Genomic DNA, 26,035 nt, shown 5'->3' with positions numbered 1-26,035 from the left:
AGCCCGGAGCCCATGGTCGACATCGCCACCCGCGTCTACAATCACAAGTGGAAGATCGATCCGATCGTCCGCTCGCTCATCGACACGGACTTCTACAAGCTGCTGATGTGCCAGTCGGTATTCCGCAACCGGCCCGACACGCACGTCACCTTCAGCCTGATCAACCGGACCACGCGCATCCCGCTGGCCCACCTGATCGACGAGGGCGAGCTGCGCGAGCAGCTGGACCACATCCGCACCTTGCGCCTTCGCCGGGGCGAAAGCACCTGGATGCGCGGCAACACCTTCTACGGCAAGCGGCAGATGTTCCGCCCCGACTTCATGGACTGGTTCGAGAACCTGCAGCTTCCGCCCTACCATCTCGAGCGGGTCGGCGATCAGTACGAGCTGACGTTCGAGGGCAAGTGGCCCGAGGTCATGCTGTGGGAGATCCCCGCCCTCGCCGTCCTAATGGAACTGCGCGGCCGTGCGACGCTGGCGCACATGGGCCGGTTCGAGCTCCAGGTCCTCTATGCGCGCGCCATGACCAAGCTGTGGGAGAAGGTGCAGCGCCTCCGGAAGCTGGACGGCCTGAGGATCGCGGATTTCGGCACCCGGCGGCGGCATTCCTTCCTGTGGCAGGACTGGGCCGTGCAGGCGATGCAGGAGGGGCTGGGGCAGGCCTTCACCGGCACCTCGAACTGCCTCATCGCCAAGAACCGCGACCTCGAGGCGATCGGCACCAACGCGCACGAACTGCCCATGGTCTACGCCGCGCTGGCCGACAGCGACGAGGCGCTGGCCCGCGCGCCCTACGACGTGCTGTCGGACTGGCACGAGGAGCATTCGGGCAACCTGCGCATCATCCTGCCCGACACGTTCGGCACGCGCGGCTTCCTGGCCCATGCGCCCGACTGGCTGACGCAATGGACGGGCATCCGCATCGATTCAGGCGATCCGGCGCAGGGGGCGGAGACGGCCATCGCGTGGTGGAAGTCGCGCGGTGAGGATCCGAGGGAGAAGCTGGTGATCTTCTCCGACGGGCTGGACGTGGACGTGATCGAGCGCCTCCACAAGCAATTCGCCGGCCGGGTGCGGGTGTCCTTCGGCTGGGGGACGCTTCTGACGAACGACTTCCGCGGACTGGTCGCGGACGACGCGCTGGCCCCGTTTTCGCTGGTGTGCAAGGCTGTCGCGGCGAACGGGCGGCCGACGGTGAAGCTGTCGGACAACCCGGAGAAGGCAATGGGCCCGAAACCCGAGATCGAGCGCTACAAGCGGGTTTTTGGCGTTGGCGAGCAGGAGCCGATGGAGGTGGTGGTTTAGGCCATGAAGTCCGTAATGGTTTGAATAAGCGCGTCGAGTGAGGGTGTTTGCCCGCACCCCTTCACTGCATCAATTACTTCTTTCTTGTGTTCATCTGGGACCGTTCGAGAAAAAAGCCAACCGGGTGTGCCCTCTTCATACTTTTGCATTTTGAGGTATATGCCTTGGGGCTTGGAATAATATGTCTCGTGTATTCTTTCTCGATCAAAGCTCTTCTTCGACAATTCCTCTGCAACCAAGCAAGCGTCGAGGAGGAACTCTCCTTCGAAAATAATGTCGCGCTCCGTCAAGCCTACATCATTCATGAAGTCTCTGAAGTGCCCGCAGTGTTGGTAGGGAAGGCACATGACCGACAATGGACCGGCGACTGAGTTTGGTTTGGCATAGTCTATTGGTGCCGTACCCAATATCTTGTTGACAGCGGAACGGCCAGCTTGATCGTTATCAAAAACGATTAGCGCCCGATTCCCAATGCTGAGCATGTCATCACGCAGAATTGCCGCAAGCAGAGCGGGAATTGTATTCGGCGTTCCACCAAGTTCGCGCAGTTGAACTCCTGCGACACATGAAAGCCTCTCTTCCAAAATTTCAAGATCGTGCTTGCCCTCAAAAAAGACCGTTGGCTCTGTCAAGTTGAGAAGCTTCTCTTCGAGCACTCTGTTCTCAGCCTCTAGGACTTCAAGCTTTTTCGGCATTTCTTGAAGGCTGCGAATTACATATGGAAGATGCAAGAGGCCAGCGGCTTCCATCTCACGCTCAGCCTCATCTAGAGAATTTATCGGTCGAGATGCATCTTCTGGGCGGATGGCCTCATCTTGCTTGGTTTGCTTTGAAATAAAGAATCTTTTGACGCTAGCGCTCTCTGCCTCCGCGAGATAAAAGGCTGGCGAGTGACTGCTCAGAAAGACCTGAGTGTCCGCTCTTGAAGAAATCTGCGCGAAGCGCGCAGCTTCCGCTTTAGCAGCGGAAAGGTCGAGGCTATTCTCAGGCTCCTCAAATCCCCAGATATATAACTTCGTTCTCTGCTCTCCATCGTTGATACTTCTGAGTATCTCTGGAATATGTCGAGCTTTAATCCCATCACCCTTCTGTCGAATAAGCGAGTGACCCTCTTCGCCAAATGAGAAGTCGAGACTGCGGTAAAGTTGACTAAGTTCTGTTGGCGCCGATAACGACGATTTAGAGCCAAACAACTCTTGGAGACTCTTCGTTAAGCTCTCATTTGCGGCTCCAATCCTTTCTACGAAGTCCTTAGTAGCCGCAGCGACTGCAACACTTTGAGACGCAGCACCATAAAGCCTTTCAACCAGATCAGAGTATAGCGTTATGTCCTTAATAGCCGGTATATATGTGAAGTCGATATCATTGAGAAAGCGCGTAAGGCGTGAAGCAGGATTGCCCTCACGCAGCTCCTTCGGCCAAACTGTTTGGTTCATCTCACCATCGCGATTCCACTGCCGTTTGACTTCGATCTGAGGACCAAGACTGTTTTGGTAGTTTTCGGGTATGTCAAAGGTGATTTTAATCCAAATAAACTGCTTCCCCTTAGCCTCACGTGCTTCCTGCTTCCTGATGTCTGACATATCGAGTGAAAAATCAAAGCGCCGCCCAGGCTCAGTCTGACCATTGAAGAAAAGATTAAGTGCACGAAGTAGATTCGATTTTCCGCTATCGTTGCGCCCAAACACTACGTTCAGATCGCCTACGTCTTTTATTTCGAGGCGATAGAGGGAGCGAAGATAATGTACCTCGATCTTCTTGATGAGCTGCAAGACTACCTCATATCGCCTGACTGGAACGTTTGCACCATTGCGCACTAGCTCCCGCCATGTCCATGTTATTCAATCACTCCACCCGCCCCCGCAGGCTCTTCACCTCCCCCCGCGCCTTCTTCGCCTTGATCCGCCGTTCCACCGACCCGCGCGTGGGCTTCGTCGGGCGGCGCTTCTTCGGGGCGACCGTCGCCCGCCGGACCAGCTCCGCCAGCCGCTCGCGCGCGATCTCGCGATTGCGGGCCTGGCTCCGCTCCTCGGAGACCTGGATCACCACCGCGCCCTCCTTCGTCCAGCGACGCCCGGCAAGGTGCCGGAGCCGCCGCTTCACCGCGTCGGGCAGGGATGGCGAACGCTCGGCCTCGAAGCGTAGCTCGACCGCCGAGGACACCTTGTTCACGTTCTGCCCGCCGGGACCGGAGGCGCGGACGAACTGTTCGGTGATCTCCCAGTCCTGAAGCGTTATCTGGTCGGTGATCCTCAGCATCGCTTCTCCCTACGAAAAAGGGCCGCCAGAGGCGACCCTTTCGAGAAATCAGGAGGCGGGTATCGGTTAGGAAATCCCACCTGGGAGGGGGTCTACCCCCTGGGGCTGCCCTAGAGGCGCACCTCCCAAGCTGTCCCGACGCCTTTCTCCAATGCTTCTCTAGACACTGGATCACCTCCTTTCGATTTGGTTGCCGTTGGAGGTAGCCTGCCACAGATTTTGCGGTTGTCAAAACTTTTTACGCAACCTGTGCCGTCAACTTTCGCGTGATGAGGCGGAACGGGATCAGCGCGATCAACGCGAGCGCCAGCTTCACGAGCCAGTCCGCGACCGCCAGCGACACCCAGAGCGGCGCCTGGGGCCCCGTGCCGAGAAGCGGAAGCGCCTCGTTCGCCCACGACACGTCGTTGCCCGGCTCGAGGAAGACGAGCGCGCCGGAGAAGGCGATGGTGAAGAACAGCGCGGTATCGACGCTGGAGCCGATCAGCGACGAGACGACCGGCGCCTTCCACCAGCCCCGGTCGCGGATGCGGTCGAAGATGGCCACGTCGAGCAATTGCGCCGTGAGGAAGGCGATCCCCGAGCCCATTGCGATCCTGAGCGTCACGAGCGGCCCGAACTCGCCCATGATCTGGGTGCCGATCAGCGAGCAGACGACGCCCACGGCGAAGCCCGCGAAGACGACGCGGCGCGCGGCGGCGGGCCCGTAGACGCGGTTCATGACATCCGTCACGAGGAAGGCCAGCGGGTAGGTGAACGCGCCCCAGGTCAGCCATTGGCCGAACAGGAACTGGACGAGGATGTTCGAGGCGACGACGATCGCCGCCATCGCCAGGATACCCGGCATATACTTGGTCATGATGTGCGTTCCGTTTTTACAAGGTGGTCGGAGACTTGGCCGTGACCGGCAGGTCCGCGCCTTACGCCTTGCGCAACGTCTATGCAAGCACCTCGGCCAGTGCGCGGGCGACCTGCGGGATGGTCGCCGAGGTCAGGCCCGCGACGTTCATCCGGCCATCGCCGACGAGGTAGACGCCGTGGGTTTCCCTCAGCCTGTCCACCTGCGCGGGCGTGGCCCCGATCAGCGAGAACATGCCCCGGTGCGAGGCGAGGAAACCGAAGCGGTCCGACCCGGTCTCGGCCCGGAGTGCGCTGGCGAGCGCGGCACGGTTGGCGAGCATCGTCTCGCGCATGGCGCGAAGCTCGGTCCGCCACGCCTCGCGGAGGGCGTCGTCCTGCAGCACGGTCTGCACGATCCTTGCGCCGTGATCGGGCGGAAACGCGTAGTTCTGCCGGTTGAGATTGGCGAGCGTCCCGGTCGCGGCAAGCTGCGGCCCACCCTCGCCGGTGACGACCAGGACGATGCCAACCCGTTCGCGGTAGAGGCCGAAGTTCTTGGAACAGCTGGCGGCGATGAAGACCTCGGGCAGGCGCGAGGCGAGCAGGCGCGTGCCCTCGGCGTCCTCCTCGAGGCTGTCGCCGAAGCCGAGATAGGCCATGTCCACGAAGGGAATGGCCCCCGTCCGCTCGCAGATCGCCGCGATCTCGGCCCAGTCCGCTGCCGTCAGGTCCGCGCCGGTCGGGTTGTGGCAGCAGGCGTGCAGCAAGACAAGGTCGCCGGACTGCGCACCGGCGAGGTCCTCCAGCATCCCGGCGCCGTCGAGCCCCCCCGTCGCGGCGTCGTAATAGCGATAGGTCCGGCGCTTCTGCTTCAGGTGGTCGATGATCGCGGGGTGGTTCGGCCATGTCGGATCGGAGATCCAGACCGTCGCCTCGGGCGACAGGCGCCGCGTCATTTCCAGCACCTGCCGCACGGCGCCGGTACCGCCGGGCGTCCCGCAGGCGGCGACGCGGGCCGGCGGAACGGCATCGCCGAGGATCAGCGTGCGCATCGCGTCGAGAAAGGCAGGATCGCCCGAAAGGCCGACGTAACCCTTGGTGTCCTGTTCCTCCCAGATGCGCCGCTCGGCCTGCTTCACGGCGGCCATGACCGGCGTCCTGCCCTCGGGCGAGCGGTAGACGCCGACGCCCAGATCGACCTTGTCGGGCCGGGGATCGCCCGCGAACATCGCCATCAGGCGCAGGATCTTGTCGGGCTCAGGGGGGAGCATCGTCTCGAACATGCGGGTCAATCCGGATGCAGGGATGTGTCGCGGTCGCGGGCGAGGACGCGGGTGCGGTCCTCGGTGCGGATCGGGCGAAAGCCCACGCGCTGGTAGAGGGCGAGCGCACGGGGATGATCGAGCGTGCAGGTATTGACCGTCATGCGGCGAACGCCCTTTCGCGCCCAGCCCTTCGCGATCGCGGTCTTCAGAAGCGCGCCGCCGAGGCCCGTCCCGACAGCCTCGGGCACGAGGCCGAAATAGGCTAGGTCGCACGTCCCCTTCTGCCGGAAGTCGAGCTGGAAAAAGCCGCGCGGCCATCCCGTGCCATAGGCCACCCACATCTCGACCAGCGGATCTTCGACGAAGGCGCGCAGGGCGGCGGGGTTCCGCTCGGCCTGTTCGAAGCGGTCGCGCCATTCGTAGTCGCGGCCGACGGCGTCATACATGGCGAGGAAGAACCAGACGGGCGGAGTGGCCGCGTGATCCAGCCGGACGCCCTCGGGCAGGTCCGGCGCCGTCAGGTCCGGGCGTTCCGGCATCTCGAGATAGGTGATCCGGAACGCGACCTCGGTCCCGGCGGGAACGAGGGTCATCCGGTCTCGACCTGCAGCTGTTCGAAGCGGCCCCATTCCGACCACGACCCGTCATAGAGCGACACGTCCTCATTTCCGAGACGCGCCAGCGCCAGCATCACGATCGCCGCCGTCACGCCCGAGCCGCAGGTGGTGATGGTGCGCCGCCCGACATCGGCGCCCGCGGCCTCGAAGACCGCGCGAAGGGCGTCGCCCTCCTTCATGGTGCCGTCCGGGTTCAGAAGCGTCGCGTAGTGGACGTTGAGCGATCCGGGAATGTGTCCTGACCGCAGGCCGGGCCGCACTTCGGGCTCCTCGCCCCTGAACCGGCCGGGGCTGCGCGCATCGAGGATCTGCCAGTCGCCGAGCTTGGAGGCCGCGGCGACCTGCGTGACGTCCTTCACGAGGTGCGCCTGCCGCTGGACGGTGATGTGCCGGTCGCGCAGAATCGGGGGCATGTCCTCGACGGGGCGCCCCTCGGCCTGCCACTTGGGAAAGCCGCCATCCAGAACGGCGATGTCGGTCTTGCCCATGAGCCGGAAGTTCCACCAAACGCGCGCGGCCGAGAAGATGCCGGTGCAGTCGTAGACCACGACCTGGTGGCCGTCGCCGATGCCCATCGCGCGCATCCGGCTCATGAACTTCTCGGCGGGGGCGACCATGTGGGGAAGCTCGCTTCGCGCATCGGCGATCTCGTCGATGTCGAAATGGCGCGCGCCGGGGACGTGGGCTTTCGCGTATTCCGCCTTCGCATCGCGCTCGACGCCGGGAAGGTAATAGGAGGCGTCGATCACCCGGAGGTCGGGATCGTCGAGATGCGCGGCGAGCCATTCGGTCGAGACGAGCGTCTTCGGATCGTCGCCTGTGATCGGCCTTGCCATCGTCCCACTCTCCGCACTGCGTTCCCGGTCCGCATAGGCCTACGATCCTGCCCGCGGCGGCGCAAGGGTGTGGCTGCCGCCGGACCTCAGCCGTTCTGCTTCAGCAGGCGCTGCTTCTGGCGGTTCCAGTCGCGCTTGGCCGAAGTCTCGCGCTTGTCGGCGACCTTCTTGCCCTTCGCGACGCCGATCTTCATCTTCGCCACGCCCTTGTGGTTGAAGTAGAGCACCAGCGGCACGAGCGTCATCCCCTGCCGCTGCGTCGCGTTCCAGAGCCGCGAAAGCTCCTTCCGCGACACGAGCAGCTTGCGGCGGCGCTTTTCCTCGTGCCCGAACGTCTTGGCCTGGACGTAGGGGGCGATGTAGCTGTTCACCAGCCACAACTCGCCCTCGTCGACGGTGGCGTAGCTTTCGGCGATGTTGGCCTGCCCCTCGCGCAGGGACTTCACCTCCGACCCCTGCAGCACGATCCCGACCTCGAGATCGTCCTCGATGGCATAGTCGAAGCGGGCGCGCCGGTTCTCGGCGACGACCTTGTAGTTCCTGTTCTCGTCGGTCTTGGACATGAGCGGCAGATAATGGGGCGGCGGCCAAGTGTCGAGGGGCCCGGCATTCGTGCCGGCGCTGGCGACCGTCAGCGCGGAGGCGTGTCCACGGTCTCGAGCCACGGCTTGATGTCGAGGACCGGCGTCCCGTCGAAGGCGTCCGTCGCGTCGATCCCGATCACGCCCGTCACCGGGTCGAGGGACGTGATCACCACGGTGCCGAGGGCGATGGGATTGGGGCGGACCGGCGATCTGAGCGAGAACACGCCGCGCGGCCCGCCGGTGTGGCGCGGGCTTTGCACGATCAGGTCGCGGCGGCCGCCGCCGACCCAGTAGAGCACCTGGATCGCCTGTCCCTCGGACAGGCCCGCGAGGCCGGGCACGTAGTCGGGCAGAAGCTCGATCCGGGCGCCTTCGCCGGTCTCGCGCGCCGCACGCAGGTTCCTGGGCGCCGTGCCCCGTTCCCAGGTCGAGCGGATCCGGCCGATGAAGCACAGGCCCGCCTCGGCGCGCCCGCCCGGATCGAAGCCGAGCGCAACTTCGCCCGGACGCGGATCGCCCTCAGGAGATGAGCCCGGCATGACGCATCGCGGCCTGGATCTTCTGCTTGGTCGTGTCCTCGAGGCCGGTCAGCGGAAGGCGCACCTCGTCCGAGATCTTGCCCAGCACCGAGAGACCGTATTTCGCCCCCGAAACGCCGGGCTCGGCGAAGATCGCCTCGTGCAGCGGCATCAGGCGGTCCTGATATTCCAGCGCCGTCGCAAAGTCGCCGGCCAGCGTCGCCTCCTGCATCTCGGCGCAGAGCCGGGGCGCGACGTTCGCGGTCACGCTGATGCAGCCGGTTCCGCCCTGCGCGTTGAAGCCCACGGCGGTCGCGTCCTCGCCCGAAAGCTGGATGAAATCCGTGCCGCAGCTCATGCGCTGCTTGGGCACCCGCGCGAGGTCGCCGGTCGCGTCCTTGACGCCGACGATGTTGGGAAGCTTCGCAAGCTCGCCCATCGTCGAGGGGATCATGTCGACCACCGAGCGCGGCGGGATGTTGTAGATGATGATCGGCAGGCCGATCTCGTTCAGCGCGCTGAAATGCGCGATCATGCCCTTCTGCGTCGGCTTGTTGTAATAGGGCGTCACGACCAGCGCGGCGTCCGCGCCGACGGACTTCGCGTGCTCCACGAAACGGATCGCCTCGACCGTGTTGTTCGATCCCGCACCGGCGATGACGGGCACGCGGCCTGCCGCCGCGGCGACCACGGCCTCGATCACGCTCTCGTGCTCGTGATGGGTCAGGGTCGGGCTTTCGCCGGTGGTGCCGACGGGCACCATGCCATGCGATCCTTCCGCGATCTGCCATTCGACCAGCGCCTTCAGCGCGTCGTAATCCACGGCGCCGTCGGCGAAGGGAGTGACGAGCGCTGGCATCGAACCTTTCAACATCGCGAGGGGTCTTTCCTGTCCTTGAGCGGAGTTTCGCGGGACCCTACTCCCCGGCTCGGGAATTGCCAAGTTCGTGAGTTGCGCGGCGCCGGGTGCGCTATATCCTCGGCGGATGCAACACTCGCCCGGAGGGTCCGGATGCGCCGTCTCTGCCTTGCCCTATGCCTCGTCTTGCCGCCTCCGGCCGCGCTTGCGGACGCCGACGCGCTCGGCCTCGCGCTGGGCGCGCTTGCGCGCGGGGACACCGAGCTCGCGGCCGAGGCGCAGGCCGAGCTCGACGATCCCATCGCCCGCGACATCGTGGAATGGACGCGCCTGCGCCGCGGCGGCGCGGATTTCGACGATTACGAGGACTTTCTCGCGCGCAATCCCGAGTGGCCCGGGCTGCCCTACCTTCGCGCGCAGGGCGAACCTTCGATCCCGCGCGGGGCGGATCCGGACCGGATCGTCGCCTATTTCGCGGACCAGCCGCCCAGCACGGGCATGGGCGCGCTTGCGCTGGCGCAGGCGCATCTTGCCAACGGGAACGCGCAGGCCGCCAACGAGGTCGCGATCGCGGCATGGACCGGCATGACGATGTCGGGCGAGGCCGCGTCGGCGCTTCGGACGGGGTTCCAGACGCTTCTCAACGAGGGCGACCACCACGTCCGGCGGCTGGACCACCTGTTGTGGGAGGGAGCCGAGGACCGCGCGCGCGCGATGTTCCCGCTTGTTCCCGAGGGATGGCACGCGCTTGCCGAGGCGCGGCTCGCCCTGCGCGAACGGCGCTCGGGCGTGGACGACCTGATCGCGGCGGTGCCGGAGGCGCTTGCCGGCGATCCCGGCCTCGCGTTCGAGCGGTTCATCTGGCGCATCCGGTCGGGGTTCTGGGAAACCGCGGGCGAACTGATGGCCGAACGCTCCACCTCGGCGCAGGCGCTGGGCCGTCCGGCCGCATGGGCCGACCGGCGTGCCGACCTCGCCCGCGACGTGATGCGCGAGGGAGCGTTCGAGACCTGCCACGACTACGCCTCGAACCACTTCCTGGAGCGCGGGGAAGACGACACCGCCCTGGCCGAACTTGAGTGGATCGCGGGCTACTGCGCCCTGCGCATCGGGCGTCCCGAGGTCGCGGTGGCCCATTTCGAGGCATTCCGCGACACCGTGCTCAGCCCGATTTCCCTGGGCCGGGCGGGCTACTGGCTGGGCCGCGCGCACGAGGCACGGGGCGATCCCGACGCCGCCGCCGAGGCCTATGCGATGGGCGCGCGCTACCAGTCGAGCTTCTACGGCCAGCTTGCCGCCGAGCGCGGTGGCCTGCCCGTCGATCCCGCTTTTCTCGCCGACGAGGATCACGGCGACTGGAGGCAGGCCCCGTTCACCGCGTCGAGGGTCTTTCACGCCGCGCTTCTTCTATACGAAGCCGGGGATCGCGATCTGGCCGAGCGCTTCCTGACCCACCTGACGGAAAGCCTGTCGCGGCAGGAAGCCGGGATGCTGGGGGATTTCGCCCTCGACCTCGACAGCCCGCACATCGCCCTGGGCATCGCCAAGCGCGCGGCCCAGAGCGGGCACGAGATCATGCGCGCCTACTACCCGATCACCGACCTTGCGCGCGGGGAACTGCCCGTGGATGCGGCGCTGGCCCTGTCGATCGCGCGCCGCGAGTCCGAATTCAACCCCGCCGTCGTCAGCCATGCCGGTGCGATGGGGTTGATGCAGGTGATGCCTGGGACGGCGCGCGACACCGCCGCCGCGCTCGGCATCGACTACGACGAGGACCGCGTTCTCGCCGATCCCGCGTACAACCTCCTTCTGGGGTCGACCTACCTCGCGGGGCTGAACGAAAGCTTCGGGGGCAACGTCGTGCTGGTCTCAGCGGGATACAACGCGGGGCCCAGTCGCGCGATGGAATGGATCGAGCGCTTCGGAGATCCCCGCAGCGAGGATGCCGACGGGATCATCCACTGGATCGAGGCCATCCCCTTCAGCGAGACGCGCAACTACATCATGCGTGTGACCGAAAGCCTCGCGATCTACGAGGCCCAGCTGACCGGAGAGCTGCCCGTGATCGGCCTGACCGAGCGGCTTCTGCGCTAGCCGGCCACCGCCTTCACACGCGCGCGCCACAACGTGAAGAGGCCGGCCGCGACCACGATCGCCGCGCCCGCCGCCACGTTGGTCTCTAGCGTCTCGCCGAAGACCACGAGACCGAGGCCCGATGCGAAGACCAGCTGGAAATAGGCGAAGGGCTGCACGATGCTGGCCTCCGCCACGTCGTAGGTCTTGATCAGGAGCCAGTGGCCGAGGGCGCCCGTGACGCACAGAAGCGCCATCCACGCCCAGTCGCTCGCGATCATCGGCTCCCAGAACCAGACGCCCACCGCCGTCATGACGACCGCGCCGGCGGTGCCCGTCCAGAAGAAGCTTGTGGCCGCGCCGTCCCTGCGGGCGGCATAGCGCGTCAGAAGGCCATAGAGCGCGAACATGAAGGCCGAGGCGAGGGCCACCAGCGCCTCGACCTCGAACACGCGGAAGCCCGGCTGAAGGATCACGAGCACCCCGACGAAGCCCATCGCGATGGCCGCCCACCTGCGCCAGCCCACCCGCTCGCCTAGGAACGGGCCGGACAGGGCCGCGACAAGCAGCGGGTAGCAGGCGAAGACCGCATGGCTTTCCACGAGGCCGAGAAGCGTGAAGGCCAGCACCATGACGCAGACCTCCACGGCCAGAAGCACGCCGCGCGCGATCTGCAGGACGGGCTGAGCGGTCGCCGCCGCCCGCCTCAGGCCGCCCCGGCTTCTGGAGGCGACCGCGACGACGAAGGCGGCGAAGAACCAGTAGCGGATCATCACGACCATCAGGACGTTGTATTCTCCCGCGAGGTGGCGGCTGATCCCGTCCTGCATCGCGAAGACGAACGTGGTCGCGATCATCAGCAGGATGCCGAGGCGCGGGTTCTGTTCGGTCATCCGAGGCGTCCCGTCGTCATGTGCCGCTTGCGTCCGTAGCCGGGCACGCGCTCGACCGCGAAGCCCGCCTCGGCAAGGGCGCGCCGCACCGCGCCCGCCGCGGAATATGTGGCGCATGTCCCGCCCGGCGCCGTGTGCCGGGCCACGGATGAAAGCAAGCCCTCCTCCCAGAGCTCGGGGTTGCGCGCGGGCGCGAAGCCGTCGAGGAACCAGGCATCGGCCATGTCGGTCCATCGCGGAACGGTCTCCCGCGCGTCGCCCCGGACGATCTCGAGGGTCACGCCGCCGGCGCTTGCGCGGCCGGACCCGGCGAGGGCGGCCTCGACCAGCGGCGCATGGGGCGCGGCCTCGGGGAAGGCGTCGAGCGCGCGCCGCGCATCCTCGGGCGACAGGGGATAGGCCTCGAAACTGGTGAACCGAAGGCATCCGTCGATGCGCGCCCCGGCCCATGCGGCCACCGCGGCGACGAAGTTGAGACCGGTGCCGAAGCCCAGCTCGGCGATGGAAAATCCGTCGCGGAAGCGTCCGGGCAGGCCGTTTCCTGCCAGAAAGACGTGCCGCGTCTCGGCCAGCCCGTCCTCGAGCGAATAGAAGGGATCGTCGAAGCGTCCCGACACCGGCACGCCGCCGCGCCAGTCCAGCGGATGATCCGGGAACGACTGGTTTTCGGTCATGGTCTGGTCTAGGTCACGCGGGCCGGATGCTGATCGGCGAGACACTCATCCAGACCGCCGGGAGTTGCAATGCGGATCGTCGTCCTGGGCGCGGGCATCTTCGGGTTGAGCATCGCGTGGGCCTGTGCGTCGCGGGGCGCGAAGGTGGCCGTGGTCGATCCCTTCGGGCCGGGCGCCGGCGCGTCGGGCGGCCTCGTGGGGGCGCTCGCCCCGCATGTTCCGGAAAACTGGAACACCAAGAAGGCGATGCAGTTCCGCAGCCTCGTCATGGCCGAGACCTTCTGGAGCGGCGTCGCCGAGGTTTCCGGCCTCGATCCCGGCTATGCGCGGTCTGGGCGTGTTCAGCCCCTTCCCGACGCCCGCGCGGTCGAGCTTGCGAGGGCGCGCACGGAGACGGCGATGGAGCTTTGGGGCGGTCGCCACGCATGGGAGGTGCTTCCGGCCGACGCGTTCGCCCACCTCGTCGTAAGCCCGACGGGCCTGGTGGTGCGCGATACGCTTTCGGCCCGGCTGCATCCACGTCAGGCGCTGAGGGCCCTTGTCCGCGCGCTGGAGGGTCGGGGCGTCGAGATCGCGGCGGAGACGCGCGGCGGCGATGCCGTCATACATGCGACCGGCGTCGCGGGACTTCTTGAGCTCAACGGCATGGCTGGCGCGAAGATCGTGGGCGCGGGCGTGAAGGGGCAGGCCGCCCTTCTGGACCTCGACCTCGGCGACGAGCCGCAGGTCTATGCCGACGGGCTTCACATCGTTCCGCACGCTGACGGAACGGTTGCCGTGGGCTCCACCTCGGAGCGCGAATGGGACGATCCGCAGGCGACGGACGCGCAGCTGGACGATGTCCTTGTCCGCGCATGTGCGGCCTGCCCGGCGTTGCGCGGCGCGCCGGTGATCGAGCGTTGGGCCGGTCTGCGCCCGCGCACCCGGTCGCGCGCGCCGATGCTCGGGCGCCACCCCGCGCGGGACGGAGAGTTCATCGCCAACGGCGGCTTCAAGATCGGCTTCGGCATGGCGCCGCTCGCGGCCGAGATGATGGCCGACCTCGTTCTCGAGGGCCGCGATGGCATCCCGGCCGAGTTCCGGCCCGAGGCGAGCCTCGTCTAGCGGCTTGCGGCCTTGCGCAACTCGTCCATCAGCTCGCGCAGCGCGGCGAGGTTGCGCTCGTTCGTCAGCCGCCCGTCCTCGTCGAACTGGCCCGAGGCCTGCCCCACGAGCACCTCCGGCCCGGACAGGAGCAGCGGGCGGAACGGGACCATCGCGAGCCGCAGTGAGAACTGCGTGCGCTCGCCGCCCGCGCGCCCTCCCGTCGCGGCCATGATCGCCACGGGCTTGTCGCGCCAGGGATTGCCCGCAGTGCGGCTGACCCAGTCGAGCGCGTTCTTCAGGACGCCCGACAGCGCCTTGTTGTATTCCGGTCCCGCGATCACGACGGCGTCGGCCGCTGCGATCCGGTCGGCCAGCACCTGCACCTCGGGCGGGATGCCGTGCTCGGTCTCGAGGTCCCCGTCATAGAGGGGAAGCCTCAGGTCGGCCTCGGCGAAATCCTCGGGATCGTAGAGACGCGCGGCCTCGTGCATGAGCTTGCGGTTGAACGACCCGCGCCTCAGCGAACCGCAGATCCCAAGTAGCCTTCCGCTGGACATGTCCCTAGCCTCCAAGCAAAACCGTCCACGCGGACGTAAGGCGGGAGGATCGGATGGCCACACGGCATGGTGGAAAAATCCTGGCGGACAGGCTGGCGCTGCATGGCGTGGACCGTGTGTTCTCGGTTCCGGGGGAAAGTTTCCTCGCCGCGCTGGACGGTCTTTATGACCACGACATCCAGAACGTCGTCTGCAGGCAGGAAGGCGGCGCGGCGATGATGGCCGAGGCCGATGGCAAGCTGACGGGCCGCCCAGGCGTCCTGTTCGTGACGCGCGGGCCGGGGGCCACGAACGCAAGCTCGGGGCTGCACGTCGCGATGCACGATGCGACGCCCATGGTCGTCTTCGTGGGACAGGTGCCGCTCCGGCACCGCGACCGTGGCGTGTTCCAGGAAGTGGACTATCGCGCGCTGTTCGGGCCGCTGGTGAAGTGGGTCGCCGAGGTCGAGCGCACCGACAGGATCGCGGAATACGTCGACCGCGCCTTTCTACTCGCGCGGAGCGGGCGGCCCGGTCCCGTGGTGCTTGCGCTGCCCGAGGACGTGCTGTCGGCCGAGGCGCCCGAGCCGGGGCCGGCCGTCGCCGCCATCGCCGAGGCCGGCGTCGACGACACCGCGCTGTCGCGCATCCTCGACATCATGGCCGAGGCCGAGCGCCCGATGATCGTGGCAGGCGGGTCCCTCTGGGGAGCGGAGGACGGTGCGCGGGCGGGCGAGCTTGCCCACGCGCTCGGCGCGCCGCTTGCCGTCACGTTCCGGCGGCAGGACTTCGTGGACAACGACCACCCGAACTACGCGGGCGATCTTGGCGTGGGCATGAACCCCGCGCTGGGCCGCCGGCTGTCGCAGGCCGACGCCATCCTGCTTCTGGGCGCCGAGCTGAACGACATCACAACGCAGGACTTCGCGCTGGTGGATACCGCGCGTCCGCCCGCGATCGTTCAGGTCGGACCCGATCACGACGACGCCTCGCGGGTCTATCCCGCGACGCTCGCACTGACCGCGCGCCCGTCCAAGGTGCTGCGCCGCCTGCTCGACGTCCTCCCCGAGGAGGACTGGCCGGACCGTGGCGCCCGCGAGGCGCGGGCCGACTACGAACGATGGCAGATCCCGCAGGAAACGCCGGGCGCGGTGAAGCTGGAACAGGTCGTGGCGTGGATGCGCGAGAATGCCGGGCCCGACACGATCGTGACCAACGGCGCCGGGAACTACGCGGCCTTCCTGCACCGCTACTTTCGCTGGCACCGCCACGGCACGCAGCTTGCGCCCACCTCGGGCTCCATGGGCTATGGCCTTCCCGCCGCCGTGGCCGCGAAGCTGCGCCACCCCGACCGCATGGTCGTCTGTCTTGCCGGCGACGGCTGCCTGCAGATGACCCTGCAGGAGCTTTCGACCGCCCGGCAGCATGGCGCGGACATCTGCGTGGTGATCGCCAACAACGGACGCTACGGCACCATCCGGATGCACCAGGAACGCGAGTATCCGGGCCGGGTGTCGGGGACCGACCTGTTCAATCCCGACTATGTCCAGCTTGCGGCGGCCTATGGCGGCACCGGGCACCGCGTCACAGGGACCGCGCAATTCGCGGAGGCCTTCGAGGCCGCGCGCAGGGGCGGCCTGCACCTGATCGAGCTGGTGCTCGACCCGCATATGCTCTCGACCACCCGCAGCCTCTAGCCGCACCTTCTTGGCAAGGCCTGCCGCGTTGATATATGGCACGGGCATGACCGGCGTTTTCGACATCGGGGATCCCGCGCGCCTGCCCTGGAGGTTCCATGGGCGGCTGCGCGCAGCGCCGCCGCTCGGCTAGGCGGCGCGACCAGTCCCGTTTCCCGAACACGACCGAACCGAAAGAGACCCCCATGACCGGCAAGACGCTCTACGACAAGATATGGGACGCCCACCTCGTCCACGAGGCCGAGGACGGCACCAGCCTTCTCTACATCGACCGCCATCTCGTGCACGAGGTCACAAGCCCGCAGGCCTTCGAGGGGCTGCGCATGGCCGGGCGCACGGTGCGCGCGCCGGATCGCACGATCGCCGTCCCCGACCACAACGTGCCGACGACGCCGGGCCGCGAGGACCCCGCGAACATGACCGAGGACAGCCGCATCCAGGTCGCCGCGCTGGACACGAACGCGCGGGAATTCGGCATCCACTACTACCCGGTCAGCGACGTTCGGCAGGGGATCGTGCACATCGTCGGCCCCGAGCAGGGCTGGACGCTGCCCGGCATGACCGTCGTCTGCGGCGACAGCCACACCGCCACGCACGGCGCCTTCGGGGCGCTGGCCCACGGCATAGGCACGTCCGAGGTCGAACATGTCCTGGCGACCCAGACGCTGATCCAGAAGAAGTCGAAGAACATGAAGGTGGAGATCACGGGCCAGCTCGCGCCCGGCGTCACCGCCAAGGACATCACGCTTTCGGTGATCGGCGCCACCGGCACCGCCGGCGGAACCGGCTACGTCATCGAGTATTGCGGCGAGGCGATCCGCTCGCTGTCCATGGAAGGCCGGATGACGGTCTGCAACATGGCGATCGAGGGCGGCGCGCGCGCGGGCCTGATCGCGCCGGACCAGACGACCTTCGACTACGTCAAGGGCCGCCCCCACGCGCCGAAGGGCGCGCAGTGGGAGGCAGCGATGGACTGGTGGAAGACGCTCCAATCCGACGATGACGCCCATTGGGACAAGGTCGTGACCCTTCGCGGCGAGGACATCGCGCCGGTCGTGACCTGGGGCACCTCGCCCGAGGACGTCCTGCCGATCACGGCGGTCGTGCCCGCGCCCGAGGACTTCAAGGGTGGCAAGGTCTCGGCTGCGACCCGCTCGCTCGACTACATGGGCCTGAAGCCGGGAACCCCGCTCAGCGAGATCGAGATCGACACCGTCTTCATCGGTTCCTGCACCAACGGCCGGATCGAGGACCTGCGCGCCGCGGCCGCGATCCTCAAGGGCCGCAAGATCAAGGAAGGCCTCCGCGCGATGGTCGTTCCGGGATCGGGCCTGGTGCGCGCGCAGGCCGAGGAAGAGGGGCTGGCCGACATCTTCAAGGAGGCGGGCTTCGAGTGGCGCCTCGCGGGTTGTTCCATGTGCCTCGCCATGAATCCCGACCAGCTGAGCCCCGGCGAGCGCTGCGCGGCGACCTCGAACCGCAACTTCGAGGGGCGGCAGGGACGGGGCGGGCGCACTCACCTGATGAGCCCCGCGATGGCGGCGGCGGCGGCGGTGACCGGACGCCTGACCGATGTGCGCGAACTGATGTGATCGGGCGGCCGCGCCGCGATGCCGGGGCAGGCTTCCGGCGTCACGGAGCGGCTGTTCGCGCATTTGTCGCCTATTTCCGAACAGATCGGAATGGAGCCGGAAACTGTTTCGGAGTGAAGCCGCCAATTGGCGCGGGCTTCGAAAAACGTGGCAAAATCTTGTCGGATATGTGTTACGTCTCGGGAATCAACCGGAACGGCGGTGCCGTGCCGGGCGTATAGTACCGATTGGGGGCGCAGAACCGATGGCGATCAGATCGAGGAACATCGCGGCAGCTGCCGCCGTCGCGGCCGGAATGTTCTGCGCAGGCGCTGCAAGCGCCATCACGGTCAACGGCCTTACGGTGGACGGCGTCTGGCTGAACCCGGCTCTGGAAGGCGGCAGTGTCGCCGCCGGTGCCGGGACCGACACGATCACCTGGGGCGAATTCGACACCAGCGCCGGATACGCGTTCGAGGGCGGGGATACCGCGACGGCGCCGGGAACGTTCCGCGTCGGCACGTTCTATCACGACAACACCCCCATTCGCGGCGACGCCCTTTCCTCCACCGACCTCAGCATTTCGATTTCGGGCGAGATCGGCGGTGTCAGCTTTTCATTCGCGCCCCGCTTCTCCCTGACCCACGACGAGACGATCAACTCCCTCTGCACTCCTGGCTGCCCCGACGTGATCACGGTCACCGCGGCGAGCGGCCTGACCGAGACGATCCGCGTCGGCGACACGCGATACACGATCGCGGTCGACGACTTCGACATCCTCAACGGGTTCGTGCTCGAGGACGGGTCGTTTCTTTCGGCCGAAGGAACGCGGAACGGCATCGACATTCTGGGGTCGATCACGATGACGCCGGTTCCGCTGCCTGCCGCCGGATGGATGCTCTTGGCCGGCCTCGGCGGCCTCGCGATGATGCGCCGCCGCCAGTCGCGCGCCGACTGACCCCACGACATCGCCTTCGCTAGATGCCGCCGCTACGCCTCGCGCGCCAGCTTGCGCAGGACCGCGACCATTCCCGCGCTGAGCGCGACGCACCATATCGCCATGACGATGCCCTGATCGGGGAACGGAATGCCCCAGTCGATCGCCACGCCGGTCAGCCCCGGGCCGATCGCCGTTGAGACCACCATCAGCGCCGTGGCCAGCGACCGCACCGACCCGAGGTGGTTCGTGCCGTAGATCGCCGGAAGCAAGGTGCCCCATGTGGTCGTGCTCATGCCCTGCGTGACGCCGATGATGGCCAGCGCCACGATCCAGCCAAGCGGCGTTTCCGCAGGGCCGATCAAAGCGATGCCAAGCGCCATCGGCAGGACCATGACCGGCAGGAGGCGGGCGGGGCCGAACCGGTCCGCCGCCCATCCCGTCACGAAGGCCATGCCGACCGTGCTGGCCGCATATGCCGGGTATCCCGGCGCCATCGACACGAGGCTCCAGCCCTTCACCTCGGCGATGTGGACCTGGTGGAAGAAGATCACCGTTCCGATGAAACCCGGCGTCAGCATGAGCGGCGCCAACGCCCAGAACAGCCAGTGCCGCAGGGCCTCGCGGCGGGTCCAGTGCAGCCCGCCGATCCCCGGCGCGCCCGTGGTCCCGGTCGTACCCTGGGGCGCGCGGTCCTGCGCCAGAAGGCGCACCAGCGACGGCAGCACCACCAGCGCGATCACCGCCGCCACCACCAGCCACGACGCCCGCCACCCGATCGCCCCGAGAACGAGGACCGCGGGCAGGGGCAGCAGCACCTCGCCCAGCGGATAGCCGAGGTTGGTGAGAGCCATCGCACGGCCACGCGTCGCGACGAACCAGCGCGCCATCGCCGTCATCTTGATGTGGCTGAACATGCCCTGGCCGCAGAAGCGCAGCAGGAACACCGCGACACCGAGCATCCAGACCGAGGTTCCGAACGCCATCAGCAGCGCGGCGCCCGCGAAGGTGGCCGCGATCAGCGGGGCGAGGCGCGACAGCTTCACGGTATCCGCCCACGAGCCGCGCCCAAGCAGCAGGGCGGCCGAGGACAGTGTCGCGACGGTGTAGATCAGGCCCCAGTCGCCGTCGCTCAGGCCGTATTCCGCCCGGATCTCGCCGGCGAAGAGCGAGATGAACCACGTTTGTCCGAAGGAGGAGCCGAACGCGAGCAGCAGGCCCGTGGCGAGCCAGCGCCGGTTGTCGGCAAGGAAACGGAGCATTGCGGAAGCCACCGAAGACGCGCGTTGACCCCTCCCATATGCCCCCTTCAAGGCGTTGGCCAGTGCGCCCGGACAGGTGCCCGGCCGCTTTTTTCGCTGGCCGCACAAGGGCGAACCCGAGCCGCAATGCCATTGACATGGCCAGCCATCGGACAGAGGAGTGTTCAGGGAAGGAAAAGGACACGTCTCATGCCTCGTTTCGCGGTCGCGGCGACGCTCGCACTGTCCATTGCGGCGGGGCCCGTCCTCGCGAACGAATTCTGGATCTCGCCGCACGCCTACAGGTGGCCGGCGGAAGAAACCTTGCGCGCCGATCTGAGGCTGGGCCAGCGCTTCATGGGCGCCTCGCAGGAATTCGCCCGCCAGGAGATCGAGCGCTTCGAGATCATCACCCCCGAGGGCGCGTTCGATATCGAGGGCGAGAACGGCGACATCCCCGCGCTCAGCGCTACGGGTCTGCCCGAGGGCCTGGCGGTGATCGTCCACGAGACGACGTCATACGGATTGACATGGGACGACTGGCCGAGCTTCGTCGCCTTCGCCGAGGAGAACGGGCTGGCCGCGATCCTGGCCGAGACGACGGAGGCGGCGCAGCCCGCCGATGCCCCGGTGCGCGAGGATTGCGTGCGCTACGCCAAGTCGCTCGTCGCTGTCGGCCATGCGCGCGGCGCCGACGTGCGCGTCGGGATGCGCGCGGAATTCCTCGCCCTCGCAAATCCCTATACGGACAGTCTCGCCAGCGTGCTTCCGGTGCAGTTCTGGCTGGACGACGCGCCGCGCCGCGCGGTGCAGGTCGACGTCACCGCGCGTCCGGTCGAGGGCGGAGACGCCGTATTCGAGCGCTACGAGACCGACGGCAACGGCATCGTCGTGCTGCCGGTGGCTGCGGGAATGGAGTATCTCGTGACCTCCGTCATCCTCGAGCCTGCGGCGGAGGGCGCAGCGCCGGGGTCGCACTGGCGCACGCTTCGGGCCAGTCTCACCTTCGAGGTCCCGCGTCCCGAGACCACGCCCTGAGCGGCTTGCCCCCGGCGCGCCTCCGCGCTATCGGAAGGCCGGACGAAGGAGTGCCGCGATGGAAAAGTTCAACAGGCTTACGGGCGTCGCCGCGCCGCTGCCCCTGATCAACGTCGATACCGACATGATCATACCCAAGCAGTTCCTGAAGACGATCAAGCGATCGGGACTTGGCAAGAACCTGTTCGACGAGATGCGCTATGACGACGATGGCAACGAGATCGCCGATTTCGTGCTGAACAAGCCCGCCTATCGCGATGCGCAGATCCTCGTGGCGGGCGAGAACTTCGGCTGCGGCTCGTCGCGCGAGCACGCGCCGTGGGCGCTTCTGGACTTCGGCATCCGCTGCGTGATCGCGCCGTCCTTCGCCGACATCTTCTTCAACAATTGCTTCAAGAACGGCATCCTGCCCATCGTCCTCCCGCAGGAAGACGTGGACAAGCTGATGGACGATGCCGAGCGCGGGGCGAACGCCGTCGTCACCATCGACCTCGAGAACCAGATGATCACCGGCCCGGACGGCGGAGAGATCACGTTCGACGTCGACCCGTTCCGCAAGCACTGCCTGCTGAACGGGCTCGACGATATCGGGCTGACGCTGGAAAAGGCCGCCGCCATCGACAGTTTCGAGGCGCAGGCCGACCAGGCGCGTCCCTGGGTCTGACCGCCCTCCACTCGGGCTTCACCAACTGATGCAATTGCGGCACACCTGTGTGCCCAATATGCTGCCCCGTGCCCGGACACGCGGCCCCAACGCTTGCGCGGCTGGGGCAATCTGGGCAGCTTTGTGGCAAAAATCGGGCGCGGATCGTCCGCAACGGTGCCAATTTTCGTAATTTTGGACCGAGCGGGACACTCGGCGGACTGATTCAAAAACTAAAGGAGTCGGGACAACCGGCTTCGAGATTGAGGTAGAGTCTGTGCTGACCCAGCTCGTAGGTGCCATTGCGCGTGCGCTGATCGTCGTCGTGGTGATCGCGACGCCGTCGCTTCTGATACCAGGGACCAGTCCCGAGGGAACGCAGGTCGTGACGCTTGTCGCGCTCGCACTCGGCCTGTTCGTCGGCATCGAATACGCGGCGACCTACCCCGGTCTCGTGGAATTCCGCGACGCGCCACCGTTCAACCGCGTCCGCATCCTGACCCTGTTCGTCACGCTGTTCCTGCTGAGCCTTGTTGGCAACGCCGAACCCACCTCCGGGTCCAGCCTGTCGCTCGTCGTCAGCGCCTTCGGCATCCTCGCGGCAACGGCGCTCGACTTCCCGTTCAGCCCTGTCCAGATGATCGAGGTTCACCTGCCGGCCGGCCTCGACCCGTCCCTCGTGAACAGGATCCAGGCCATGACGGGCATCGCGACCGTCGTGATGCTTGCCTCGATCTTCATCTTCGCGCTCCTGATCCGTCTGCACCAATGGCCGAACCGGGGAAGCTCGTTCAACGTCTGGATCAACCTGCCGACCTTCGACCCGACCACCGGAGGAGATGTCGTCAAAAGGTTGCGGCGCGACTCCCTCGTTAACGTGATCTTAGGGGTTTTCGCGCCATTCGTGCTTCCGGTCGTCGCCGTCGTGGCGGCGAACCACATCGAGATCGCGCTGCTTGCATCGCCACATGCGCAGGTCTGGGGAATCACGCTGTGGATGTTCATCCCGCTGAGCATGTTGATGCGTGGCCTCGCAATGGGGCGGATCGCCGACATGATCGGCCAGCGCCGCGCGCGTCTGACGGCCGGCATCGCCTCGGACGGGCCGCCCTCGCCGGCCTTGTCGCGGTAACGCTTCCAGCCTTCCCGGCCTTCGCAGAGACCCTGCGCCTTGCCGTCTATCACACCGCGTTTTCCCGCGACGGGCCCGGCCTGCTGCTGGCGGACATCGTGTCGGGCGACGATCCGCAGGTGCTCGCGGCCCGCGACGTGATCGTGGCGGCGAGGGCGGATGTGCTCCTTCTGCTCGACATGGACCACGACGTGGGCCTCGCCGCGCTGCAGGCTCTTGCCGGGGCGCTCGCTGAGGCGGGCCTCGACTACCCGCACCGTTTCGCGGCGGCGCCCAACACCGGGCGTCCGACGGGCATCGACCTCGATGGCGACGGAAGAAGTTACAGGGCACGGGACGCGCAGGGCTACGGGCTGTTCCGGGGTGACGGCGGCATGGCGCTTCTGTCCCGGCATCCCGTCGGCGCGGTGCGGGACTTCACCGACCTGCCGTGGGTGGCGCTTCCCGAAGCCTCTGCGGCCGAGGTCACGCCCCCCGAGGCCCTTGACGTGCTGGCGCTGCATTCGGTCGGGGCGTGGGATGTCGAGATCCTGGCGCCGGGTGGGCCGGTCCACCTGCTTGGCAGCCACGCCTCGCCCCCGGTCTTCGACGGCCCCGAGGATCGCAACGGCAGGCGCAACGCGGACGAGCTTCGGTTCTGGACGCTCTACCTCGACGGCTGGACGCCGGGCGGAGCGCCTTTCACCGCGGCGCGGTTCGCGGTCGCAGGGACGTTCAACGTGGACCCCTCGCGCGGCGAGGGGCGGCGCGACTCCCTGCGCGCGCTTCTGGGACACCCGGCGCTGCGGGACGCCGTCCCCGCCGGGGCGTCGGGCAGCCCGGCCACGGCCGACTGGCAGGATCCGTGGCCCGGCGATCTGCGTGTCGACTACATCCTGCCCTCTCGCACGATGCGCGTCCTCGCCTCCGGGGTGCTGTGGCCGTCCGATGGCGGGACCTTGATGGGCGTCTCCCCGGCGACCGCGGCCGCCGCGTCGGATCACCGGCTGGTCTGGATGGACCTGTCGCTTGCGGATGGCGCAACGACGCGACCTTGACCCTTCCGGGGCGGCGGACTAGGCGATCCGTTGAAGATTCCGTTCAACGCGAGGGACCAAGACCATGACCGATCGTTCACTGCTCATCCTGCCCGGTGACGGGATCGGCCCCGAGGTCATGGCCGAGGTGCGCAAGGTCATCGACTGGTTCGGCACGCAGGGGATCGCCTTCGACGTGAGCGAGGACCTCGTGGGCGGGGCCGCCTACGACGCGCACGGCACGCCGCTGACGGACGAGACGATGGCCAGGGCGCAAGCCGTCGACGCCGTCCTGCTCGGGGCCGTGGGCGGCCCGAAATACGACGTGCTCGATTTCTCGGTGAAGCCCGAGCGCGGACTTCTGCGCCTGCGCAAGGAGATGGACCTCTATGCCAACCTCCGCCCGGCGCAGTGCTTCGACGCGCTGGCCGATTTCTCCTCGCTGAAGAAGGACGTCGTGGCCGGCCTCGACATCATGATCATCCGCGAGCTGACCTCGGGCGTCTACTTCGGCGAGCCGCGCGGCATCCATACCGAAGGCAACGAGCGCGTGGGCGTGAACACGCAGCGCTACACCGAAAGCGAGATCGCCCGGGTCGCGCGCTCGGCTTTCGAGCTGGCGCGCAAGCGGTCGAACAAGGTCTGCTCGATGGAGAAGGCCAATGTCATGGAATCGGGCGTCCTTTGGCGCGAGGTGGTCCAGGAGGTGCACGACGCCGAGTATCCCGACGTGGAACTCAGCCACATGTATGCCGACGCGGGCGCCATGCAGCTGACGCGCTGGCCCAAGCAGTTCGACGTGATCGTGACCGACAACCTCTTCGGGGACCTGCTTTCGGACCTCGCCGCGATGCTGACCGGATCGCTCGGGATGCTGCCCTCGGCCTCGCTCGGCGCGCCGATGGAGAACGGGCGCCCCAAGGCGCTCTACGAGCCCGTGCACGGCTCGGCCCCCGACATCGCGGGGCAGGGCAAGGCCAACCCGATCGCCTGCATCCTCTCCTTCGCCATGGCGCTGCGCTATTCCTTCGACCTCGGCGCCGAGGCCGACCGCCTCGAGAAGGCGGTGGAGGCGGTGCTTGCCGACGGTCTGCGGACCGCGGACCTGCTCGGCGAGGAAGGCATGACCCCGGTCTCGACCGCCGAGATGGGAGACGCGATCGTGGCCAAGCTCGCCGCGGGCTGAGCCGCGCCACGGGACGCCCGCGCGACGTGTTCGCTCAAGGAATTCTCGGCTAACTTCGCCGCGAAACCGGAACGGCCCACACTCGAAGGACCGGAAAGCCGATGCCCCTCAGAGAGAACGCGAACCTTCGCGGCGTCCTGCTTGCGCTTGCAGCCTTCGGCGTGTTCGCGACGCATGACGTGATCATCAAGTATCTGGGCGGCAGCCTGTCGCCGTTCCAGATCGTGTTCTTCAGCGTTCTCTTCGGCTTTCCGATGGTCACGTTCACCCTGATGCGCGACCCGTCGCACGGCAACCTTCGGCCGGTCCATCCGTGGTGGACCGCGTTCCGAACGGCGCTGGTCGTCGTCACGGGCGCCTCCGCCTTCTATGCCTTCAGCGCGCTGCCCCTGGCGCAGGTCTACGCGATCCTCTTCGCCGCCCCGCTCCTGATCACGGTGATCGCCGTTCCCGTCCTCGGCGAGCGCGTCGGCATCCGCCGCGCCGGTGCGGTCCTCGTGGGGCTGGGCGGCGTCCTCGTCGTTCTGCAGCCCGGCGCGACCGCCCTCACGCCCGGGCATGTCGCGGCGCTGGTGGCGGCGGTCTGTGGCGCATTCGGGGCCGTCATCATGCGCCGGATCGGGCGGGAGGAACGGACGGTCGTCCTCATCCTCTATCCGATGATGGCGAATTTCGTGGTCATGGGCCTCGCGTTGCCCTTCGTCTACCGGCCGATGTCCGGGCAGGACCTCGCGCTTCTGGCGGTCATCGCGGCGCTCGCGCTTGTGGCCACGAACCTCCTGATCTTCGCCTATCGTGCGGCCGCCGCCGCGACCGTGGCCCCCATGCAGTATTCGCAGATCATCTGGGCGTCGGTCTTCGGGATCGTCTTCTTCGACGAAGGGCTTTCCACGCCGACCGTGATCGGGACCGCGATCATCGTCGCCTCGGGGATCTACATCGTCATTCGCGAGGATCGCGGCGGCCGGTCGCGCACCACGCCCGTCCTTCGCACCCGGTCGCGGATCGGATCCCCGTCAGCGCCGAGGGTCGCCCCCTTCCTCCCGGACAGCCAGCGCGGAGCGCAGCACCGAAGCGCCCCGGACGCAACGCATCCGGCCCATTGACGCTCTTGCATTGCCGCGCAACCGGCGCTATCCCGCGCGGCACGGTCGGAGTGTAGCTCAGCCTGGTAGAGCACTGTCTTCGGGAGGCAGGGGCCGGAGGTTCGAATCCTCTCACTCCGACCA

The 26,035-nt window shown here is 67.1% G+C and carries 25 protein-coding genes and 1 tRNA gene; 13 read left to right on the top strand and 13 right to left on the bottom strand.

Annotated features, from left to right (window positions below; all coding sequences use genetic code 11):
• The first annotated feature begins 12 nt into the window (after window positions 1-12).
• Entirely contained in the window at window positions 13-1,305 is a 1,293-nt protein-coding gene (gene pncB / locus P6F26_RS13480) for a nicotinate phosphoribosyltransferase (protein ID WP_278029212.1), read from the top strand.
• On the opposite strand, the gene P6F26_RS13475 is transcribed toward pncB, so the two are convergent.
• From P6F26_RS13475 to dapA, 9 genes are all read right to left on the bottom strand, one after another.
• Complete coding sequence (locus tag P6F26_RS13475) at window positions 1,302-3,077, bottom strand: ATP-dependent nuclease (protein WP_278029211.1); 1,776 nt, start codon at window positions 3,075-3,077, stop codon at window positions 1,302-1,304. The genes pncB and P6F26_RS13475 overlap by 4 nt on opposite strands.
• Window positions 3,078-3,150: 73 nt before the next feature.
• Window positions 3,151-3,564, bottom strand: a complete 414-nt coding sequence (gene arfB, locus P6F26_RS13470; protein ID WP_278029210.1) for an alternative ribosome rescue aminoacyl-tRNA hydrolase ArfB — start codon at window positions 3,562-3,564, stop codon at window positions 3,151-3,153.
• A gap of 238 nt (window positions 3,565-3,802) precedes the next feature.
• A complete protein-coding gene (locus tag P6F26_RS13465; RefSeq protein ID WP_278029209.1) occupies window positions 3,803-4,423 on the bottom strand; it encodes a queuosine precursor transporter in 621 nt (206 codons plus the stop codon).
• 79 nt (window positions 4,424-4,502) lie between these two features.
• Entirely contained in the window at window positions 4,503-5,687 is a 1,185-nt protein-coding gene (locus P6F26_RS13460) for an amino acid aminotransferase (RefSeq protein ID WP_278029208.1), read from the bottom strand.
• A 5-nt stretch (window positions 5,688-5,692) separates the two neighbouring features.
• Window positions 5,693-6,262 carry a GNAT family N-acetyltransferase gene (locus P6F26_RS13455; protein WP_278029207.1) on the bottom strand — a complete coding sequence of 190 codons (570 nt, stop codon included), beginning with the start codon at window positions 6,260-6,262 and terminating at the stop codon, window positions 5,693-5,695.
• On the bottom strand, window positions 6,259-7,122 hold the full coding sequence (sseA, locus tag P6F26_RS13450) for a 3-mercaptopyruvate sulfurtransferase (RefSeq protein ID WP_278029206.1): 864 nt from the start codon (window positions 7,120-7,122) through the stop codon (window positions 6,259-6,261). The genes P6F26_RS13455 and sseA overlap by 4 nt, the downstream gene beginning before the upstream one ends.
• 86 nt (window positions 7,123-7,208) lie before the next feature.
• On the bottom strand, window positions 7,209-7,685 hold the full coding sequence (smpB, locus tag P6F26_RS13445; RefSeq protein WP_278029205.1) for an SsrA-binding protein SmpB: 477 nt from the start codon (window positions 7,683-7,685) through the stop codon (window positions 7,209-7,211).
• Between the two features lie 68 nt (window positions 7,686-7,753).
• Entirely contained in the window at window positions 7,754-8,245 is a 492-nt protein-coding gene (locus tag P6F26_RS13440) for a TrmO family methyltransferase domain-containing protein (RefSeq protein WP_278029204.1), read from the bottom strand.
• A complete protein-coding gene (gene dapA / locus P6F26_RS13435) occupies window positions 8,226-9,098 on the bottom strand; it encodes a 4-hydroxy-tetrahydrodipicolinate synthase (protein WP_278029203.1) in 873 nt (290 codons plus the stop codon). Before dapA ends, P6F26_RS13440 begins: the two co-directional genes overlap by 20 nt.
• A gap of 138 nt (window positions 9,099-9,236) precedes the next feature.
• On the opposite strand from dapA, the gene P6F26_RS13430 reads away from it, so the two are divergent.
• On the top strand, window positions 9,237-11,177 hold the full coding sequence (locus tag P6F26_RS13430; RefSeq protein WP_278029202.1) for a lytic transglycosylase domain-containing protein: 1,941 nt from the start codon (window positions 9,237-9,239) through the stop codon (window positions 11,175-11,177).
• Here the strand turns inward: P6F26_RS13430 and P6F26_RS13425 are convergent.
• A complete protein-coding gene (locus P6F26_RS13425) occupies window positions 11,174-12,049 on the bottom strand; it encodes a DMT family transporter (protein ID WP_278029201.1) in 876 nt (291 codons plus the stop codon). The genes P6F26_RS13430 and P6F26_RS13425 overlap by 4 nt on opposite strands.
• The gene (gene mnmC2 / locus P6F26_RS13420) at window positions 12,046-12,723 is read right to left on the bottom strand and encodes a tRNA (5-methylaminomethyl-2-thiouridine)(34)-methyltransferase MnmC2 (protein WP_278029200.1); all 678 of its coding nucleotides are present in this window, start codon (window positions 12,721-12,723) and stop codon (window positions 12,046-12,048) included. The genes P6F26_RS13425 and mnmC2 overlap by 4 nt, the downstream gene beginning before the upstream one ends.
• 69 nt (window positions 12,724-12,792) lie before the next feature.
• Between mnmC2 and P6F26_RS13415 the strand changes: the two genes are divergently transcribed.
• The gene (locus P6F26_RS13415) at window positions 12,793-13,827 is read left to right on the top strand and encodes an NAD(P)/FAD-dependent oxidoreductase (RefSeq protein ID WP_278029199.1); all 1,035 of its coding nucleotides are present in this window, start codon (window positions 12,793-12,795) and stop codon (window positions 13,825-13,827) included.
• Here the strand turns inward: P6F26_RS13415 and P6F26_RS13410 are convergent.
• Window positions 13,824-14,366, bottom strand: coding sequence for an NADPH-dependent FMN reductase (locus tag P6F26_RS13410; protein WP_278029198.1), 543 nt, complete (start codon window positions 14,364-14,366; stop codon window positions 13,824-13,826). The genes P6F26_RS13415 and P6F26_RS13410 overlap by 4 nt on opposite strands.
• A 53-nt stretch (window positions 14,367-14,419) precedes the next feature.
• On the opposite strand from P6F26_RS13410, the gene P6F26_RS13405 reads away from it, so the two are divergent.
• From P6F26_RS13405 to P6F26_RS13395, 3 genes are all read left to right on the top strand, one after another.
• Window positions 14,420-16,042 (top strand): thiamine pyrophosphate-dependent enzyme, encoded by a 1,623-nt coding sequence (locus P6F26_RS13405; RefSeq protein WP_278029197.1) that lies wholly within the window; start codon window positions 14,420-14,422, stop codon window positions 16,040-16,042.
• A 185-nt stretch (window positions 16,043-16,227) separates the two neighbouring features.
• Window positions 16,228-17,634, top strand: a complete 1,407-nt coding sequence (gene leuC, locus P6F26_RS13400) for a 3-isopropylmalate dehydratase large subunit (protein ID WP_278029196.1) — start codon at window positions 16,228-16,230, stop codon at window positions 17,632-17,634.
• Window positions 17,635-17,878: 244 nt separating this feature from the next.
• Complete coding sequence (locus tag P6F26_RS13395; protein WP_278029195.1) at window positions 17,879-18,571, top strand: THxN family PEP-CTERM protein; 693 nt, start codon at window positions 17,879-17,881, stop codon at window positions 18,569-18,571.
• Between the two features lie 32 nt (window positions 18,572-18,603).
• Here the strand turns inward: P6F26_RS13395 and P6F26_RS13390 are convergent, their stop codons facing one another.
• A complete protein-coding gene (locus P6F26_RS13390) occupies window positions 18,604-19,812 on the bottom strand; it encodes an MFS transporter (protein WP_278029194.1) in 1,209 nt (402 codons plus the stop codon).
• Between the two features lie 189 nt (window positions 19,813-20,001).
• Here P6F26_RS13390 and P6F26_RS13385 point away from each other — a divergent pair, with 189 nt between their 5' ends.
• The 7 genes from P6F26_RS13385 (at window position 20,002) to P6F26_RS13355 (ending at window position 26,035) form a co-directional block, all read left to right on the top strand.
• Entirely contained in the window at window positions 20,002-20,829 is an 828-nt protein-coding gene (locus P6F26_RS13385) for a DUF4198 domain-containing protein (protein WP_278029193.1), read from the top strand.
• 58 nt (window positions 20,830-20,887) lie between these two features.
• Entirely contained in the window at window positions 20,888-21,493 is a 606-nt protein-coding gene (leuD, locus tag P6F26_RS13380; RefSeq protein ID WP_278029192.1) for a 3-isopropylmalate dehydratase small subunit, read from the top strand.
• A 256-nt stretch (window positions 21,494-21,749) separates the two neighbouring features.
• Window positions 21,750-22,604: a hypothetical protein gene (locus P6F26_RS13375; RefSeq protein WP_278029191.1), complete on the top strand. Its 855-nt coding sequence runs from the start codon at window positions 21,750-21,752 to the stop codon at window positions 22,602-22,604.
• A gap of 98 nt (window positions 22,605-22,702) precedes the next feature.
• Complete coding sequence (locus P6F26_RS13370; protein ID WP_278029190.1) at window positions 22,703-23,641, top strand: endonuclease/exonuclease/phosphatase family protein; 939 nt, start codon at window positions 22,703-22,705, stop codon at window positions 23,639-23,641.
• A gap of 64 nt (window positions 23,642-23,705) precedes the next feature.
• A complete protein-coding gene (gene leuB, locus P6F26_RS13365) occupies window positions 23,706-24,806 on the top strand; it encodes a 3-isopropylmalate dehydrogenase (protein ID WP_278029189.1) in 1,101 nt (366 codons plus the stop codon).
• A 101-nt stretch (window positions 24,807-24,907) separates the two neighbouring features.
• Window positions 24,908-25,912 carry a DMT family transporter gene (locus tag P6F26_RS13360; RefSeq protein WP_278029188.1) on the top strand — a complete coding sequence of 335 codons (1,005 nt, stop codon included), beginning with the start codon at window positions 24,908-24,910 and terminating at the stop codon, window positions 25,910-25,912.
• 46 nt (window positions 25,913-25,958) lie between these two features.
• A tRNA-Pro gene (locus P6F26_RS13355) sits at window positions 25,959-26,035 on the top strand.

The sequence above is a fragment of the Roseicyclus salinarum genome, assembly GCF_029624655.1.
GTDB lineage: Bacteria > Pseudomonadota > Alphaproteobacteria > Rhodobacterales > Rhodobacteraceae > Roseibacterium > Roseibacterium salinarum.
This window is presented reverse-complemented; position numbering and strand designations above follow the sequence as displayed.

Excerpts from the sequence above, each read along its gene's own strand:
- pncB (WP_278029212.1), top strand. The coding sequence starts at position 13 with ATGGTCGACATCGCCACCCGCGTCTACAATCACAAGTGGAAGATCGAT.
- arfB (WP_278029210.1), bottom strand. The coding sequence starts at position 3,564 with ATGCTGAGGATCACCGACCAGATAACGCTTCAGGACTGGGAGATCACC.
- P6F26_RS13465 (WP_278029209.1), bottom strand. The coding sequence starts at position 4,423 with ATGACCAAGTATATGCCGGGTATCCTGGCGATGGCGGCGATCGTCGTC.
- P6F26_RS13460 (WP_278029208.1), bottom strand. The coding sequence starts at position 5,687 with ATGTTCGAGACGATGCTCCCCCCTGAGCCCGACAAGATCCTGCGCCTG.
- P6F26_RS13455 (WP_278029207.1), bottom strand. The coding sequence starts at position 6,262 with ATGACCCTCGTTCCCGCCGGGACCGAGGTCGCGTTCCGGATCACCTAT.
- sseA (WP_278029206.1), bottom strand. The coding sequence starts at position 7,122 with ATGGCAAGGCCGATCACAGGCGACGATCCGAAGACGCTCGTCTCGACC.
- smpB (WP_278029205.1), bottom strand. The coding sequence starts at position 7,685 with ATGTCCAAGACCGACGAGAACAGGAACTACAAGGTCGTCGCCGAGAAC.
- P6F26_RS13440 (WP_278029204.1), bottom strand. The coding sequence starts at position 8,245 with ATGCCGGGCTCATCTCCTGAGGGCGATCCGCGTCCGGGCGAAGTTGCG.
- dapA (WP_278029203.1), bottom strand. The coding sequence starts at position 9,098 with ATGTTGAAAGGTTCGATGCCAGCGCTCGTCACTCCCTTCGCCGACGGC.
- P6F26_RS13430 (WP_278029202.1), top strand. The coding sequence starts at position 9,237 with ATGCGCCGTCTCTGCCTTGCCCTATGCCTCGTCTTGCCGCCTCCGGCC.
- P6F26_RS13425 (WP_278029201.1), bottom strand. The coding sequence starts at position 12,049 with ATGACCGAACAGAACCCGCGCCTCGGCATCCTGCTGATGATCGCGACC.
- mnmC2 (WP_278029200.1), bottom strand. The coding sequence starts at position 12,723 with ATGACCGAAAACCAGTCGTTCCCGGATCATCCGCTGGACTGGCGCGGC.
- P6F26_RS13415 (WP_278029199.1), top strand. The coding sequence starts at position 12,793 with ATGCGGATCGTCGTCCTGGGCGCGGGCATCTTCGGGTTGAGCATCGCG.
- P6F26_RS13410 (WP_278029198.1), bottom strand. The coding sequence starts at position 14,366 with ATGTCCAGCGGAAGGCTACTTGGGATCTGCGGTTCGCTGAGGCGCGGG.
- P6F26_RS13405 (WP_278029197.1), top strand. The coding sequence starts at position 14,420 with ATGGCCACACGGCATGGTGGAAAAATCCTGGCGGACAGGCTGGCGCTG.
- leuC (WP_278029196.1), top strand. The coding sequence starts at position 16,228 with ATGACCGGCAAGACGCTCTACGACAAGATATGGGACGCCCACCTCGTC.
- P6F26_RS13395 (WP_278029195.1), top strand. The coding sequence starts at position 17,879 with ATGGCGATCAGATCGAGGAACATCGCGGCAGCTGCCGCCGTCGCGGCC.
- P6F26_RS13390 (WP_278029194.1), bottom strand. The coding sequence starts at position 19,812 with ATGCTCCGTTTCCTTGCCGACAACCGGCGCTGGCTCGCCACGGGCCTG.
- P6F26_RS13385 (WP_278029193.1), top strand. The coding sequence starts at position 20,002 with ATGCCTCGTTTCGCGGTCGCGGCGACGCTCGCACTGTCCATTGCGGCG.
- leuD (WP_278029192.1), top strand. The coding sequence starts at position 20,888 with ATGGAAAAGTTCAACAGGCTTACGGGCGTCGCCGCGCCGCTGCCCCTG.
- leuB (WP_278029189.1), top strand. The coding sequence starts at position 23,706 with ATGACCGATCGTTCACTGCTCATCCTGCCCGGTGACGGGATCGGCCCC.
- P6F26_RS13360 (WP_278029188.1), top strand. The coding sequence starts at position 24,908 with ATGCCCCTCAGAGAGAACGCGAACCTTCGCGGCGTCCTGCTTGCGCTT.